The organism is Kitasatospora sp. NPDC038210, assembly GCF_055600605.1.
The window spans coordinates 139696-155022 of sequence record NZ_JBVJYK010000015.1; the positions used below are offsets into that span (position 1 = coordinate 139696).

Below are 15327 nucleotides of genomic sequence, written 5' to 3' on the forward strand. Positions count from 1 at the left end.
TGATCTCGGGCGGGCCTTCGATTTGCCGACTTGCCGTCAGCCGATGAGCTCCTTGACCACCGGTGCCAGGGCCCTGAAGGCCTGGCCGCGGTGGCTGATGGCGTTCTTCTCGTCCGCGGTGAGCTCCGCACAGGTGCGGGTCTCGCCGAGGGGCTGGAGGATCGGGTCGTAGCCGAAGCCGCCGTCGCCCGCAGGGGCGGTGCGGAGGGTGCCGAGGAGGCGGCCCTCGACGACGCGCTCGGCGCCGTCGGGGAGGGCGAGGGCGGCGGCGCAGAAGAAGTGGGCGCCGCGGTTCGGCTCGGCGATGTCGGAGAGCTGGGCGAGCAGCAGGTCGAGGTTGGCGCGGTCGTCGCCGTGCTTGCCGGCCCAGCGGGCGGAGAAGATGCCGGGTGCGCCGTTCAGCACGTCGACGCAGAGGCCGGAGTCGTCGGCGACGGCGGGCAGGCCCGTGGCGCGGGCCAGGGCGTGGGCCTTGAGCAGGGCGTTCTCGGCGAAAGTGACGCCGGTTTCGGGGACGTCCGGGATCTCGGGGTAGGCGTCGGCGCCGACGAGTTCGACGTCGAGGCCGGCGTCGCCGAGGATGGCGCGCAGCTCGGCGACCTTGTGCTGGTTGCGGGTGGCGAGGATCAGACGGGTGGACATATCGCCCACCCTATCGAGCGGCGGTGGTCCGTCAGCCGGTGCACGCCTTGGTGAGGTTGCCGGCCGCGTCGCCGAGCGGCTTGAGGTCGGGGACCTGGTTCTTGTCGGCGGCCTGCTGCACGTTGTCGACCTGCTTCTGCAGGTCCGTCACGGCCTTGGCGACGTCGGTGTTCTTCGAGTTCTTGCCGACCTGGTCGAGGTCGTTCTTGAGCTTCTGCAGCGCCTTCCCGGCGGCGGCCGAGTCGTTGCTGGCGTTGTCGTAGGCCTTGGTGACGTCGGCGATGTCGCCGGTGATCCGTACGGCGGTGCTGCCGCAGTCGATCGCCTTCTGCGCGGCGGAGCAGCTCACCATGGAGAGCGGGAGGATCGCGATGAGTCCGGCCACGGCGAGGGCGGCGGGGCGGGCGATGCTGGACGGCATCCGGTCCTCCTGTGGGGCGCGGGTTCCGTGGTGGGGACGCGCGCCGGGGGGTGCGCGGTTCCCGCAGCGGGGTGCTGCGGGAACCGTACGGGCTCGGGGCCCGGCGTGTACAGCAGGCTGTCCGGTGGGCCGTGTGGCGGGGTGTCGGTCCCGGGTCGCGGTTGTGGGGCCGCGCCGGTTCGGTCCGCCGACAGCCCCTCAGCCCGCCGGCGCCCGGTCCGCCCGCCCCGGCCTGCCCCGGCGCGTGTCAGCGCGTGTCAGCCGCCGAGGGCCTTGCGCTGGATCCCGTCGAGCTCCGCGCAGCCGAGGCTGCCGAGGTCGAGGAGGCGGTCGAGCAGCTCGCGGTCGAAGGGTGCGCCTTCGGCGGTGCCCTGGACCTCGACGAAGCGGCCGTCGGAGGTGCAGACGATGTTCATGTCGGTCTCGGCGCGCACGTCCTCCTCGTACTGGAGGTCGAGCATCGGGACGCCGTCGATGATGCCGACGCTGACGGCGCTGACGCCGCCGGTGATGGGCTGACCCTTGGCGCGCAGGAGCTTCTTGTCGCGGGCCCAGGCGACGGCGTCGACGAGGGCGACGTAGGCGCCGGTGATGGCGGCGGTGCGGGTGCCGCCGTCGGCCTGGAGGACGTCGCAGTCGAGGACGATGGTGTTCTCGGCGAGGGCGCGGTGGTCGACGACGGCGCGCAGCGAGCGGCCGATGAGGCGGCTGATCTCGTGGGTGCGGCCGCCGATGCGGCCCTTGACGGCTTCGCGGTCGCCGCGGGTGTTGGTGGCGCGGGGGAGCATGGAGTACTCGGCGGTGACCCAGCCTTCGCCGCTGCCCTTGCGCCAGCGGGGGACGCCTTCGGTGACGCTGGCGGTGCACAGCACCTTGGTGTCGCCGTAGGAGATGAGGACGGAGCCTTCGGCGTGCTTGCTCCAGCCCCGTTCGATGGTGATCGGGCGGAGCTGTTCGGGGGTGCGGCCGTCGATGCGTGACATAGGCACTGAGCGTAGTGGCTCGGGGTGGTGGTTCGGATGCGGCTCGGCCCGGTCGTGGGGGGCTCGCGGGGTGTGTCTGGCGGGGTGCTCCCCCGGTAGCCCGCGGCCCGCCGTTCCCCTGGGTGGGGCGGCGGGCCGGGGCGGGTGAGCGCGGGTGGCTCAGCTCACATCATGTCCTCGATGTCGGCGGCGATCGGGTCGGCATCGGTGCCGATGACGACCTGGATCGCGGTGCCCATCTTGACGACGCCGTGGGCGCCGGCGGCCTTGAGGGCGGCCTCGTCGACCAGGGAGGCGTCCTTGACCTCGGTGCGGAGTCGGGTGATGCAGCCCTCGACCTCTTCGATGTTGTCGATGCCGCCCAGACCCGCGACGATCTTCTCAGCCTTGCTGGCCATCTGCTCTCTCCCTCTGTCTCGGCTCGCCGGCGGCTCTGCCGGGTGCCGTCGTGCGTTGTGCTGTGGGGGTCGTTCCTCGGCCGGGTGCGGCGAGGTCCGTGCCGGTGGCTGACGCGGGGTCAGTCGTGGCCGTGCTGCCGGGCAGCGCGACCAGCATCACCCGTGCAGGTCCGGTTTGCCACGTTAGTCCACATTCGGCCCATTCCGGCGGGCAGGCCCCCGGCCGTCGCCCGAGGATGACGATCAGCGGGGCCGGCGTCCCGGAGTGCGGCCTGCGTCCCAAGGTGGTCTACACCAATATATGTGTACTCCGATGAACGCAGGACGGACCCCGGGTGTTCCCGGGCCCCGCCCGAGGGTCCCGCAGGGACCACCGGCCGGCAACTGCTTCCCGGAGGGCGAAGGATGAGTTCGGCAGGCGCCACCGCCCCGCAGACGACGTGGTGGCACACCGTCTACGGCGGCCTCCAGAAGATGGGCCGCTCGCTGCAGCTGCCGGTGGCCGTGCTCCCCGCGGCGGGCATCCTCAACCGGCTCGGCCAGCCGGACGTGTTCGGCAAGGACGGCCTGGGCTGGGACAAGGTCGCCAAGGTCTTCGCCGCAGCCGGCGGCGCCCTGCTCGACTCCTCGCTCGGCCTGCCGATGCTGTTCTGCATCGGCGTGGCGATCGGCATGGCCAAGAAGGCCGACGGCTCGACGGCCCTGGCGGCCGTGGTCGGGTTCCTCGTCTACTACCAGGTCCTGCGGGCCTTCCCGGAGAAGTGCGCACCGCCGACCGTCCTGGTCAGCGACCAGTGCGTGGACTACACCTCGGCGAAGGCGGCCGCCGCGACCTACCAGAACCCGGGGGTGCTCGGCGGCATCCTGCTCGGCCTGATGTCGGCCTGGCTGTGGGTGCGGTTCCACCGCACCAGGCTGGTCGACTGGCTGGGCTTCTTCAACGGCCGCCGCCTGGTCCCGATGATCACCGCCCTGGTCGGCATGCTGCTCGCCGTCGTCGCGCTCTGGGTCTGGCCGCCGATCGGCCGCGGCCTGAACGACTTCTCGCAGGATCTGGCCGATCTCGGTGCGGGTGGTGCCGGCATCTTCGGCGTGGCGAACCGCGCGCTGCTGCTGATCGGCATGCACCAGTTGCTGAACACCTTCGTCTGGTTCCAGTTCGGCGAGTTCACCAAGCCCGACGGCATGATGGTGCACGGCGACATCCCGCGTTTCCTGGCGGGCGACCCGACGGCCGGCCAGTTCCTCTCCGGATTCTTCCCGATCATGATGTTCGCACTGCCCGCCGCCGCGCTCGCGATCGCGCACTCCGCCAAGCCGCACCGCCGCAAGGAGATCTACGGGCTGATGCTCTCGGTCGGCCTCACCTCCTTCGTCACCGGTGTCACCGAGCCGATCGAGTACTCCTTCGCCTACATCGCCCCGGCCCTGTTCGCCGTGCACGCCCTGCTGACCGGCGCCTCGATGGCGGTGACCTGGGGACTGGGGGTGCACGACGGGTTCAGCTTCTCGGCCGGCCTGATCGACTACGTGCTCAACTGGGGCCTGGCCACCAAGCCGTGGCTGATCATCCCGATCGGCCTGGCCTTCGCCGCCGTCTACTACGCCCTCTTCCGGTTCATCATCGTGAAATTCAACCTGAAAACCCCGGGCCGGGAGGACGATGACCAAGTCGAGGACGTCACCAAGGCCTGATTCCCGCACCCCCGGACATCTCCCGCGAAGGCCCCCGGACCGTACGGCCCGGGGGCCTTCGGCATTTCGGGAAAGGACCGAATTCCCGGCCGGATAGCCGCCGGAAAGGCAATTCGGTCGCGATCCGGTCGCGCCGGGCTCGCTTCGTACGGGTGCCCACCGCGCGCGGGAGTGCCACATCGTGCACGTCCGCGACCTCGCGGTCACTCTCAGCAGCCCCCGGGCGGGCCCCGGAACGGCGGGGTCGCCCCGGGACCGCCCCGGGCGTCCGCCCCGGCCGGGCCGCCGCAGGGGCGCGGCTCTTTTTGTTGCGCAAATAGCCAAAATCCCAATCCCGCCGCTAATCATGATCGTCGTTCCGCGACTAGGTTTCGATTTCATAGCGCTTCCCGGCGGCGGCGCTTTCCGGGGTTCCTTGCCTTGTCCGCCCGTGCTACAAAACTGGTCTACACCACCCGTGGTGTAGACCAGTTCGCGGTTCGGCCCCCGTGCCTTCCCCCGACCGACCGCCATGCCGTTAGGAACCCACCCCCATGAGTCAGTCTGCGCAGGCACCGGCGCCCGCCGCGGCTCCGGCCACGCCAAGCCCCGCCAAGAAGTTCGGCCAGAACCTCCTCCAGGGTCTGCAGAAGATCGGCCGCAGCCTCCAGCTGCCCATCGCGGTGCTCCCCGCCGCCGGCCTGCTGCTGCGGCTCGGCCAGGACGACGTGTTCGGCAAGGACGGCCTCGGCTGGGACAAGGTCGCCTCGGTCTTCGCCACCGCCGGCAGCGGCGTCTTCGACAACCTGCCGCTGCTGTTCGCGGTGGGCATCGCGATCGGCTTCGCGAAGAAGGCGGACGGCTCCACCGCCCTCGCCGCGCTCGTCGGCTTCCTGGTGTACAAGAACGTGCTCACCGCGTTCCCGATCACCGAGGGCCACATCGCCGACGGCAAGTGGGTCGCCCCGACCTACCAGAACCCCGGGGTGCTCGGCGGCATCGTGATCGGTCTGCTGGCCGCCGTGCTGTGGCAGAAGTACCACCGCACCAAGCTGGTCGACTGGCTCGGCTTCTTCAACGGCCGCCGCCTGGTCCCGATCCTGATGGCCTTCGTCGGCACCGCCGTCGGTGTGCTGTTCGCCCTGACCTGGGGCCCGATCGGCGACGCCATCAAGAGCCTGAACGACTCCCTGATCGGCGCCGGCGCGTTCGGTGCGGGCGCCTTCGGCCTGGTCAACCGCGGTCTGCTGCCGGTCGGCATGCACCAGTTCGTGAACTCCTTCGCCTGGTTCCAGACCGGTGACTTCACCAAGGCCGACGGCACCGTCGTGCACGGCGACCTGACCCGCTTCTTCGCCGGCGACCCGACCGCCGGACAGTTCATGTCGGGCTTCTACCCGATCATGATGTTCGCACTGCCCGCCGCCGCACTGGCCATCGCCCACTCCGCCAAGCCGCACCGCCGCAAGGCCATCACCGGCATGATGGTCTCGCTGGCCCTGACCTCCTTCGTCACCGGTGTCACCGAGCCGATCGAGTTCGCCTTCGTCTTCATCGCCCCGGCCCTGTACGTCATCCACGCGCTGCTCACCGCCGTCTCGATGGCCGTCACCTGGGCGCTCGGCGTGCACGACGGCTTCACCTTCTCCGGCGGCCTGATCGACTACCTGCTGGCCTGGAACAAGGCCACCGACCCGTGGATGATCATCCCGCTCGGCCTGGTCTTCGCCGCGCTGTACTACTTCCTCTTCCGCTTCGCGATCACCAAGTTCGACCTCAAGACCCCCGGTCGCGAGGACGACGACGAGATCGAGGACGTCACCAAGGCCTGACGCCCGTACCACTCCGTCCGAAGGCCCCGCCCCGCCGCTGCTCCCCCAGCGGCGGGGCGGGGCCTTCGGCGTGCCCGGCCCCCGCGCCCCGCGGAAACGGCGGTTGACGAACCGACGGAGACCCTGGTCAACTGAAGCGGTGAACGCCTCGTGCCCGCTGGTCACCCGCAGCCACATCGACTTCGGTCGCGTGTGGTCCGCGGCGTGTCGCGGCTGAGCTGACCGTTCCCCCGCCGCCGCCCGGCTGACGTCCCGCCGGCGCCGGCTCCTCCCCTCCCGCCCGTCGGGGCTCCGCCCCCGGGCCGTCACCGCGCATCCGCGTGCTCCCGCGCACCCGTGGCCCGTGCGGGCCGACCGGCGCGCACACGCGTCCGCCGGTGCGCGCACGCGTCCGCACGAGGAAAGTCAGGCTCGCCATGCCCCGCCAGCTCCACCTGTCCGCCGCCCTCGACAGCCCCGGCCGCTTCGACGCCGGGCACTACGCCGCCCTCGCCGGCCTCGCCGAGCGGGCCACCCTGGACTTCGTCACCCTCGACGACTCCTTCGCCGCCGAGCCGGGCCGACCCGACGCGCTCGCCGCGCTCGCCCGGATCGCCCCGCTGACCGGCCGGATCGGACTGGTGCCGACCGTCACCACCACCCACACCGAGCCCTTCCACACCTCGATCTCGGTCAACACCCTGGACTGGGTGAGCCGCGGCCGGGCCGGCTGGCTGGTCGGCGTCTCCGCGACCGAGGCCGAGGCGAGGGCCTTCGGCCGCCGCCCGGTCGCCCCGGCCGACGCACTGTGGGCCGAGGCGGCCGACGCCGTCGAGGTCGCCGCCCGGCTCTGGGACAGCTGGGAGGACGACGCGGAGATCCGCGACACCGCCACCGGGCGGTTCGTCGACCGCGACAAGCTGCACTACGTCGACTTCGAGGGCCGGCACTTCTCGGTCCGCGGCCCGTCCATCACCCCGCGCCCGCCGCAGGGCCGCCCGGTGGTCGTGCTGCCGGTGGCCGCCTCCGACCTCGCGCCGGACGCCCCGCCCGGCGGACGTGCCAGGGCCACCGCCGCGATCCGGCACGCCGACGTCGTCCTGCTCGACGCCCCCGACCGGGCCGCCCGACTGACCGCCGCCACCGAGCTGCGACTGCGCGCCGGCGAGAACCTGCGGATCCTCGCCCGGCTCGACATCGCCCTCCCCCCTCGACCCGACCGAACCGACCGCGCCGACCGGGCCGACCGCGCCGCCGAGGAGCGCCTGCTCGCCGAACTCACCGCGACCGGCAACGGCGTCGACGGCTTCCACCTCGTCCCCGCCGACCCGGTGCGCGACCTCGCCGCCCTGGCCGACCGGATCGCCCCGGCCCTGCGCTCCGCCGGGCTGCTGCGCACCGGGTACCCCGGCCGCACCCTGCGCGACCACCTCGGCCTGGCCCGGCCGACCAGCCGCTACGCCACCGAGCCCACCGCCGACGTCGTCGCCGTCGCCGCCACCCCGGCATCCCCCGTTCCCGCCGCGTTCGCCGAGGCGACCCGATGACGGACCGTCCGCTCAAGCAGATCCACCTGGCCGCGCACTTCCCCGGCGTCAACAACACCACGGTGTGGAGCGACCCGGCCTCCGGCAGTCACATCGAGTTCGACTCCTTCCGCCACCTCGCACGGACCGCCGAGCGCGGCAGGTTCGACTTCTTCTTCCTCGCCGAGGGCCTGCGGCTGCGCGAGTCCAAGGGCCTCATCCACGACCTGGACGTGGTCGGCCGGCCCGAGTCGATCACCGTGCTGAACGCGCTGGCCGCCGTCACCGAGCGGCTCGGGCTGGCCGCCACCGTCAACGCGACCTTCAACGAACCGTACGAACTGGCCCGCCGCTTCGCCTCGTTGGACCACCTCTCCGGCGGCCGCGCGGCCTGGAACGTGGTCACCTCCTCGGACGCCTTCACCGGCGAGAACTTCCGCCGCGGCGGCTACCTGGACCACGCCGACCGCTACACCCGGGCCGCCGAATTCGTCCGGCTGGCAAAGGAGTTCTGGGACGCCGGGGAGGAGGGCGTCCGGCACCGCGGCCCGCAGTTCGAGGTCGAGGGCCGGCTCTCGCTGCCGCGACCGCCGCAGGGCCACCCGGTGGTGATCCAGGCCGGGGACTCCGAGGAGGGCCGGGAGTTCGCCGCCGCCACCGCCGACGTGGTCTTCACCAGGCACTCCACCCTCGCCGCCGGCCAGGCCTTCCACGCGGACGTCAAGCGCCGGCTCGCCGCGTACGGGCGCGGGCCGGACGAGCTGAAGATCATGCCCGGGGCCACCTTCGTCCTGGGCGACACCGACTCCGACGCCGACGAACGCGCCGCCGAGGTCCGCCGGGCGCAGGTCGGCCCGCAGACCGCGATCGCCTTCCTGGAGCAGGTCTGGGGCGTGGACCTCTCCGACCACGACCCGGACGGACCGCTGCCGGACATCGACCCCGAGCCGGACAGCACGCTCGTCCAGGGCCGGGTCCGGTTCGGCGACCCGAGGGCCGTCGCCGAACGGTGGCGGGCCGTCGCCGCGGAGAAGGGGCTGACCACCCGCGAACTGGTCATCGAGGTGACCGGCCGGCAGTCCTTCGTCGGCTCCCCCGCGACCGTCGCCGCGCAGATCGACCACTTCGTGCAGAACGACGCCGCCGACGGGTTCATCCTCGTCCCGCACCTCACCCCGGGCGGCCTGGACGAGTTCGTCGACCGGGTGGTGCCGCTGCTCCAGGAACGCGGGGTGTTCCGCGCCGACTACACCGGCCCGACCCTGCGGGACCACCTCGGACTGCCCGTCCCCCGGCGGCCCTGAGGCCCGTCGTCGAGCCCCCGCCGGCCGGTCAGACCTCGTACACCGCGCCGGCGCGGGCGATCTCGACCGGGCCGGCGTAGGCGGCGGCCGCGTCGCGGCGGTTGTGCTCGGCGTCCGTCCACGGGGGGATGTGGGTGAGGACGAGCCGGCGGGCGCCGGCGGCAGTGGCGTGCTCGCCGGCTTCGCGACCGTTGAGGTGGACGGCCCGGTAGGTGTCCCGACCGTCGATGTAGGCGGCCTCGCAGAGGAAGAGGTCGGTGTCGCGGGCCAGTTCGACGAGCTCGGTGCTCTCGCCGGTGTCACCGCTGTAGACGATCGAGCGGCCGCCGTGTCCGAGGCGGAAGGCGAAGGCGTCGACGGGGTGGTTGACCTGCGCGACGTCCACCCGGAACGGGCCCAGGTCGAAGCTGCCCGGCGTGAGGGTGCGGAACTCGAAGACCTCCTTCATGCCGGGGTTCTCCGGCATGTCGTAGGCGCGGGCGAGTCGCTCGGCGGTGCCGGCCGGGCCGTACACCGGGAGCGGGTCGGGGCAGCCCTCGGCGCGGTAGTTGCGGGCCACCCAGTACGCGCACAGGTCGATGCAGTGGTCGGCGTGCAGGTGGCTGAGCAGGACGGCGTCGACGTCGTAGAGGCCGGTGTACTTCTGCAGGGCGCCGAGGGCTCCGTTGCCGAGGTCGAGGACGACGCGGTAGCCCTCGGCCTCGACCAGGTAGCTGGAGCAGGGCGAGTCGGCGGACGGGAAGCTCCCCGAGCACCCCACCACGGTCAGTTTCATCCGAGCCCCTCCGCCCCGACACGTCCTGGCTGCTGCTGGAAAACGGCATGGAAAACGGCAGGCCGGGCCGGTGGACCGGCCGGTAGCACTGCATTGGTGTGTCGAGGGTAAGGGTGGAGCGGCACTTTGCCCCCGTCCCCGTGCCGGGCTGTGGCTGGAATCACCAGAACGCCGGGGACGGCGGCGGGGGGCGGGGGCGCGGGTGGGATCAGCGGTGCCGGGGGCGGTTGCGCGCCCAGGCGCGGATGGTGTCGGGGTACCAGCGGGGGTGGCCGCTGCCGTCGGTCGCGTCCGGGTCGGGCAGCAGTCCGTGCCGCCGGTAGCTGCGGACGGTGTCGGGCCGGACGCCGATGTGCCGGGCGATCTCGGCGTAGGACCACGGTTCGTCGTCGCGGCTCACGCGCACCCCCCGACCGTTCTCCGGTCGGCCGTTCGCTCGTCGACCGTTCGCTCGCTTCGTTCACGTCGCTCACTCACGAGGCACCTCCGGGGCGGGGCGGGCGTTCGTGACGCAGCCTCCCCGGAGCGGGGCGGGCGTTCGGCACAGAACGGGCACCGTGGCGGTTCCGTGACGAACCGGGAGCAACGCGGGGACAAATACTCAACTGTCATGGTCGGCACGGTGGTGGCGTCCGCCGTCGGCCCGGTACGGTTCGCCGCATGAACGGCATGACTGGTACCTGGGTCGTCCTGGCACTGGCCGGCATCGCGCTGGTGGCGGCCGTCGCGGCGGTGCTGGCGCGGCGCACCCGCCCGGCCGCGCGCCCGGCGGGGCCGACCGGCCCGCGGCCGCGCCCGAGCACCCGGGCGGCCCGCCCGGAGCCGCAGGAGATCTGGTGGGCGGAGGTGCCGTTCGAGGACGGCCCCGGCTCCAAGGACCGCCCGTGCCTGGTGCTGCGGGTGCACGGCCGGACGGCCACCGTCGCGAAGATCACCAGCAAGCACCACGCCGAGCGACCGGGGGTGCTGCCGCTGCCGCCCGGTTCGGTCGGCGACCGCCAGGGCCGGTCCAGCTGGCTGGAGACCGACGAGCTGCGCGAGGTGCCGCTGTCGGCGTTCCGCCGCCGGGCGGGCACGGTGGACCGGCAGGTGTGGGCCCGGGCGCAGAAGGTGCTGAACTAGCCGGGGCCGGGTCCGGGTCCGGGCCTCAGGCCCAGAGCTGGCCCTGCAGCGCCTCGACCGCCGCCTCGGTGGACTCGGCGGTGTAGATGCCGGTGGACAGGTACTTCCAGCCGCCGTCGGCGACCACGAAGACGATGTCCGCGCGCTCCCCCGCGGCCGCCGCCTTGCGCCCGACGCCGATCGCCGCGTGCAGGATGGCGCCGGTGGAGACGCCCGCGAAGATGCCCTCCTGCTGCAGGAGTTCACGCGTGCGGCGGACGGCGTCCGCGGAGCCGACGGAGAAGCGGGTGGTGAGCACCTCGGCGTCGTACAGCTCGGGGACGAACCCCTCGTCGAGGTTGCGCAGCCCGTACACCAGGTCGTCGTAGCGCGGTTCGGCGGCGACGATCTTCACGCCGGGGACCTTCTCGCGCAGGTAGCGGCCGACGCCCATCAGGGTGCCGGTGGTGCCGAGGCCGGCCACGAAGTGGGTGACGGTCGGCAGGTCGGCGAGGATCTCGGGGCCGGTGCCGGTGTAGTGGGCACCCGCGTTGTCGGGGTTGCCGTACTGGTAGAGCATGACCCAGTCGGGGTGCTCGGCGGCGATCTCCTTGGCGATCCGGACGGCGGTGTTGGAGCCGCCGGCGGCCGGGGAGGGGATGATCTCGGCGCCCCACATGCGGAGCAGCTCGCGCCGTTCCTCGCTGGTGTTCTCGGGCATGACGCAGACCATCCGGTAGCCCTTGAGCTTGGCGGCCATGGCGAGGGAGATGCCGGTGTTGCCGCTGGTGGGCTCCAGGACGGTGCAGCCCGGGGTGAGCCGGCCGTCGGCCTCGGCGCGCTCGATCATGTGCAGCGCCGGGCGGTCCTTGATCGAGCCGGTCGGGTTGCGGTCCTCCAGCTTGGCCCAGAGGCTGACCAGGCCCTCGGCGTTGCCGGGAACGGCGGCGGACAGCCGCGGCAGGCGGACGAGCGGGGTGTTGCCGACGGCTTCGAGCGGACTGTCGTAACGCAAGGGAGGCCTCCGGCCACGGCGGTGAGGGTCACGAGGGGTGGTTCCCCCGCCGGTGGCGGGGGAACCGGGAGGTCAGCGGGCGCCGCCGGCCACGGCGGGCAGGATCGTGACGCTGTCACCGTCGGCGAGGGCGGTGGAGATGCCCTCCAGGAACCGCACGTCCTCGTCGTTCAGGTAGACGTTGACGAAGCGGCGCAGCTCGCCGCCCTCGACCAGGCGGGCGGCGATGCCCGGGTGCCGGGCGTCGAGGTCGGTGAAGAGTTCCCCGAGGTTGCTGCCGTTGCCCTCGACGGCCTTGGCGCCGTCGGTGTAGGTGCGGAGGATGGTCGGGATGCGGACCTCGATGGCCATGGGTGCGCTCCTGTGCGAGTCGTGGAGTGGGTGGGCCGCAGCGGGCGCGGCAGGGCGGACGGGTGCCCGGGGCTCGGCGCCGCCGCAGGGGTGGCGGTCCCGGGTGGGGTGCGGCGGCTCTCAGCGCGAGCGCGCGGGCGTGCCTGGACAGATCGCGCCGGCGTGCCGGCACAGGTCGATGTGCAGGCGCGCCACGAGGCGGGTGCCCGGGGCCTGGTTGCTCACATCGACGGAACGCATGGGCTCATCGTATAGATTCCCGGGCCCGCTTAGACATGCCCGTCTCGGGATCCGGATGTTCCCGTCCCCGGTGCTGAGACGGCGCGGGCCCGCCGGTCGCTCGCCGGCGGTCGGCGGGCCGCGTCCGGGCGGGTGCCGGTCAGACCTGGTACGTCCCGACGACCTGGACGTCTTCCTCTGTGATCTCGCCGTCCACGATGCGGAACGAGCGGAACTGGTAGGGGTCGTCCTCGCCGTTGCCGTCCGCGGTGGAGACCAGGACGTAGTGGGCGAACGGCTCGGAGGCGTAGCTCACGTCGGTGCGCGAGGGGTAGGCCTCGGTCGCGGTGTGCGAGTGGTAGACGATCACCGGCTCCTCGTCCCGGTCGTCCATCTCGCGGTAGAGCTTGAGCAGGTCGCCCGAGTCGAACTCGTAGAAGGTGGGCGAGCGGGCGGCGTTGAGCATCGGGATGAACCGCTCGGGCCGTCCGCTGCCGGCCGGGCCGGCGACCACGCCGCAGGCCTCGTCCGGGTGGTCGGCGCGGGCGTGGGCCACGATCCGGTCGCGGAGTTCTCGGGTGATGGTCAGCATGCGGTCAGGATAGCCACGCCCCGGCGGGTGTCCGCCGGGGCGTCCGAGGCGCGGTCGGCGGGCGTCCGCGGGGTGGGCGACGGACACCGGCCCTCCCGGCGGGGGCGCCCGCCGGGTGGGCCGGTGTCCGTACGAGGCCCGGGATCAGCCGCCGTTGGCGACCTGCGCGTGGTCGCGGCCGGCCTCCTGGGCGGGGCCGTCGACGGCCTGCGGGTCGCGGCGCCGCAGGAAGCGGTAGCCGACCACCAGCACCAGGGCCCAGCCCGGGAACACGTAGAGCGAGATCCGGTTGTCCTCGTCCAGGCCGATCAGGACCACGACCAGGGCGAGGAAGGCGAGCGCGGCCCAGCTGACCCAGGCGCCGCCGGGGGCCTTGAAGCTGGGCGCCGGCAGGCGGCCGGCCTGCCAGGCCCGGCGGTAGCGGATCTGGGAGATCAGGATCATCGCCCAGGTCCACAGGCCGCAGACCGTGGCGACCGAGGTGATGTACTCGAACGCCCGCGCCGGGACGAGGTAGTTGAGCACCACGCCGAGGCCCATCAGCAGGCTGGAGACGGTGATCGCGAAGGCCGGGGTGCGGCGGGAGTTGAGCTTGGTGAGCTGCCCCGGGGCCTGGCCGCGCAGGGCGAGGTCGCGCAGCATGCGGCCGGTGGAGTACATCCCGGAGTTGCAGGAGGAGAGTGCGGCGGTGAGCACCACGAAGTTGATGATGCCGGCCGCGGCCGGGATGCCGATCTTGCCGAAGGCGGCGACGAACGGGCTGACGCCGGGCTGGAACTCGGTCCACGGCACGAGCGAGAGGATGACGACCAGTGCGCCGATGTAGAACAGCGCGATGCGCCAGGGCAGGGTGTTGATGGCGCGCGGCAGGGTCTTCTCGGGGTTCTCGCTCTCGCCCGCGGTGACGCCGACGAGTTCGACGCCCAGGTAGGCGAACATGACGATCTGAAGGGTCATCACGGTGGCGCCGATGCCCTTGGGGAAGAAGCCGCCGTCCTGCCACAGGTGGGTGATCGACGCGGTGTCACCGGCCTTGCTGAAGCCGAGGGTGAGCACCCCGATGCCGATCAGGATCATGCCGATGATGGCGGTGACCTTGACCATGGAGAACCAGAACTCGATCTCGCCGAACAGCTTCACCGAGATCAGGTTGGCCGCGTAGAGGACGACCAGGAAGGTCAGCGCGCTGGCCCACTGGGGTATGCCGGGCGCCCAGAACTTCACGTACACGGCGGCGGCGGTGGTCTCCGCCATGCCGGTGACGACCCAGAACAGCCAGTACGTCCAGCCGGTCACGTAGCCTGCGAAGGGGCCGAGGAACTCCCGCGCGTACTCGGCGAAGCTGCCGGAGACCGGGCGGTAGGTGAGGAGTTCACCGAGGGCGCGCATGATCACGAAGATCACCACGCCGGCGACGGCGTAGGAGAGGATCAGGCTCGGGCCGGACTTGGAGATCGCGGTGCCGGCGCCGAGGAAGAGCCCGGTGCCGATCGCTCCGCCGATCGCGATCATCTGGATCTGGCGGCTGCCGAGTCCCCGCTCGTAGCCCTCCTCGTCCGGTTTGGTGTCGACCACGTGGTCGTACGACTTCTCGGCCATGGTGCACCGTCCTGCTCGGTCTCGGGGGTGGAGAAGTCGTACCACGCACGATCCGGATAGCGGTGTCCATCTGAGCGATATTTGAGCATGCCCTGGCAGGGTTTGCCCGATTTTGGAGGGAAAAGCCGCGGCTGATCGTCCACATGCTGGACCCAACCGCCGGGGCCTGCCCGAAAGCGGGCAGGATCATCCCGGAAGTGCGAACGGGAGAGAACCGCGACGCCCCGCGTACACGCGGGAACTCCCTTGAGTTCAGGCCCCGTTCACCTGACCGGGGCCGTCCGCCCGACCGGCGCCGCTCAGTCGGCCATCGCCTCCAGCAGCGACTCCTGCAGCGCACCCAGCCAGAGGTACGCCATCACCAGCGGCTTGCGCTCGTCGCCGTCCGGCAGCGCGTAGAGGCCCTCCTCGTCGTCCTCGGTGACCTCCAGCCGCACGCCGAGGGCCAGCCGCAGGTCGTTCAGCGCACCCAGCCAGCGCAGCACGTCGGGAGCGCCCAGCTTGAGCACCCCGGCGCCGCCGAGACCGTCCAGCGCCCGGACGACGAACAGCGCGTCGTCCCGCTTGCGGGCCCGCAGGTCCAGCTCGGTGAAGCGGCGGAACTCCCCGGACGCGGCCCGGGCCTCCTCGTCGTCCGGCTTCTCCGGGTCCCGGTAGGCGTCCGGGAAGAAGCGGTTCAGCACCGGGTCGGCGGGCGCCTCGGTCGGGCCCTCGGCGAACAGCGCGGCCAACGGGTCGCCGCCCTCCCCGCCCGGGCCGGGGCCGATCAGCTCCAGCAACTGCACTTCCAGCGAGCGGAGGATGGAGGCCTCCCACTCGTCCAGCGCGATCGCCGCGCCGCCACCGCCGGTGCTCTCGAACAACCCAGCCATCTCTATCGGTCAGCCCGTCTTCGTCGTCTTCGTGTCGTGCGGTC

Annotated in this window: 17 protein-coding genes; 5 read left to right on the forward strand and 12 right to left on the reverse strand. The window is 72.2% G+C overall.

Annotated features, from left to right (window positions below; translation table 11 throughout):
- Positions 1–36 precede the first annotated feature (36 nt).
- The 4 genes from rdgB to ACZ7KX_RS28430 form a co-directional block, all read right to left on the reverse strand.
- Complete coding sequence (gene rdgB / locus ACZ7KX_RS28415) at positions 37–642, reverse strand: RdgB/HAM1 family non-canonical purine NTP pyrophosphatase (RefSeq protein WP_470328944.1); 606 nt, start codon at positions 640–642, stop codon at positions 37–39.
- Between the two features lie 31 nt (positions 643–673).
- Positions 674–1063: a hypothetical protein gene (locus ACZ7KX_RS28420; RefSeq protein ID WP_470328945.1), complete on the reverse strand. Its 390-nt coding sequence runs from the start codon at positions 1061–1063 to the stop codon at positions 674–676.
- A 257-nt stretch (positions 1064–1320) separates the two neighbouring features.
- Positions 1321–2046: a ribonuclease PH gene (gene rph, locus ACZ7KX_RS28425; RefSeq protein ID WP_470328946.1), complete on the reverse strand. Its 726-nt coding sequence runs from the start codon at positions 2044–2046 to the stop codon at positions 1321–1323.
- Positions 2047–2210: 164 nt separating this feature from the next.
- The gene (locus tag ACZ7KX_RS28430) at positions 2211–2444 is read right to left on the reverse strand and encodes a PTS sugar transporter subunit IIB (RefSeq protein WP_030060521.1); all 234 of its coding nucleotides are present in this window, start codon (positions 2442–2444) and stop codon (positions 2211–2213) included.
- Between the two features lie 405 nt (positions 2445–2849).
- Between ACZ7KX_RS28430 and ACZ7KX_RS28435 the strand changes: the two genes are divergently transcribed.
- The 4 genes from ACZ7KX_RS28435 to ACZ7KX_RS28450 all read left to right on the forward strand — a co-directional run bounded on the left by ACZ7KX_RS28435 (position 2850) and on the right by ACZ7KX_RS28450 (position 8759).
- Complete coding sequence (locus tag ACZ7KX_RS28435; protein WP_470328947.1) at positions 2850–4139, forward strand: PTS transporter subunit EIIC; 1290 nt, start codon at positions 2850–2852, stop codon at positions 4137–4139.
- Between the two features lie 533 nt (positions 4140–4672).
- Positions 4673–5950, forward strand: coding sequence for a PTS transporter subunit EIIC (locus ACZ7KX_RS28440; RefSeq protein ID WP_470328948.1), 1278 nt, complete (start codon positions 4673–4675; stop codon positions 5948–5950).
- Between the two features lie 416 nt (positions 5951–6366).
- Positions 6367–7476 carry an LLM class flavin-dependent oxidoreductase gene (locus ACZ7KX_RS28445; RefSeq protein WP_470328949.1) on the forward strand — a complete coding sequence of 370 codons (1110 nt, stop codon included), beginning with the start codon at positions 6367–6369 and terminating at the stop codon, positions 7474–7476.
- Positions 7473–8759, forward strand: coding sequence for an LLM class flavin-dependent oxidoreductase (locus ACZ7KX_RS28450; protein ID WP_470328950.1), 1287 nt, complete (start codon positions 7473–7475; stop codon positions 8757–8759). The genes ACZ7KX_RS28445 and ACZ7KX_RS28450 overlap by 4 nt, the downstream gene beginning before the upstream one ends.
- A 28-nt stretch (positions 8760–8787) precedes the next feature.
- Here ACZ7KX_RS28450 and ACZ7KX_RS28455 read toward each other — a convergent pair whose 3' ends face one another.
- Together ACZ7KX_RS28455 and ACZ7KX_RS28460 are read right to left on the reverse strand one after the other, a co-directional pair.
- Complete coding sequence (locus ACZ7KX_RS28455) at positions 8788–9534, reverse strand: MBL fold metallo-hydrolase (RefSeq protein ID WP_396550581.1); 747 nt, start codon at positions 9532–9534, stop codon at positions 8788–8790.
- 208 nt (positions 9535–9742) lie between these two features.
- Positions 9743–9934: a MerR family transcriptional regulator gene (locus tag ACZ7KX_RS28460; RefSeq protein ID WP_350521811.1), complete on the reverse strand. Its 192-nt coding sequence runs from the start codon at positions 9932–9934 to the stop codon at positions 9743–9745.
- Between the two features lie 260 nt (positions 9935–10194).
- Here ACZ7KX_RS28460 and ACZ7KX_RS28465 point away from each other — a divergent pair, with 260 nt between their 5' ends.
- Positions 10195–10656: a type II toxin-antitoxin system PemK/MazF family toxin gene (locus tag ACZ7KX_RS28465; protein WP_470328951.1), complete on the forward strand. Its 462-nt coding sequence runs from the start codon at positions 10195–10197 to the stop codon at positions 10654–10656.
- Positions 10657–10681: 25 nt separating this feature from the next.
- On the opposite strand, the gene ACZ7KX_RS28470 is transcribed toward ACZ7KX_RS28465, so the two are convergent.
- The 6 genes from ACZ7KX_RS28470 to ACZ7KX_RS28495 form a co-directional block, all read right to left on the reverse strand.
- Positions 10682–11650 carry a PLP-dependent cysteine synthase family protein gene (locus ACZ7KX_RS28470; RefSeq protein ID WP_470328952.1) on the reverse strand — a complete coding sequence of 323 codons (969 nt, stop codon included), beginning with the start codon at positions 11648–11650 and terminating at the stop codon, positions 10682–10684.
- A gap of 72 nt (positions 11651–11722) precedes the next feature.
- Positions 11723–12001, reverse strand: coding sequence for a MoaD/ThiS family protein (locus tag ACZ7KX_RS28475; protein ID WP_030242903.1), 279 nt, complete (start codon positions 11999–12001; stop codon positions 11723–11725).
- Positions 12002–12121: 120 nt separating this feature from the next.
- Positions 12122–12241: a putative leader peptide gene (locus tag ACZ7KX_RS28480; RefSeq protein WP_317621128.1), complete on the reverse strand. Its 120-nt coding sequence runs from the start codon at positions 12239–12241 to the stop codon at positions 12122–12124.
- Positions 12242–12380: 139 nt separating this feature from the next.
- The gene (locus ACZ7KX_RS28485) at positions 12381–12812 is read right to left on the reverse strand and encodes a M67 family metallopeptidase (RefSeq protein WP_470328953.1); all 432 of its coding nucleotides are present in this window, start codon (positions 12810–12812) and stop codon (positions 12381–12383) included.
- A gap of 144 nt (positions 12813–12956) precedes the next feature.
- Complete coding sequence (locus ACZ7KX_RS28490; protein WP_470328954.1) at positions 12957–14411, reverse strand: amino acid permease; 1455 nt, start codon at positions 14409–14411, stop codon at positions 12957–12959.
- A 299-nt stretch (positions 14412–14710) separates the two neighbouring features.
- Positions 14711–15283, reverse strand: coding sequence for a DUF2017 domain-containing protein (locus ACZ7KX_RS28495; RefSeq protein ID WP_350521808.1), 573 nt, complete (start codon positions 15281–15283; stop codon positions 14711–14713).
- Positions 15284–15327: the final 44 nt, after the last annotated feature.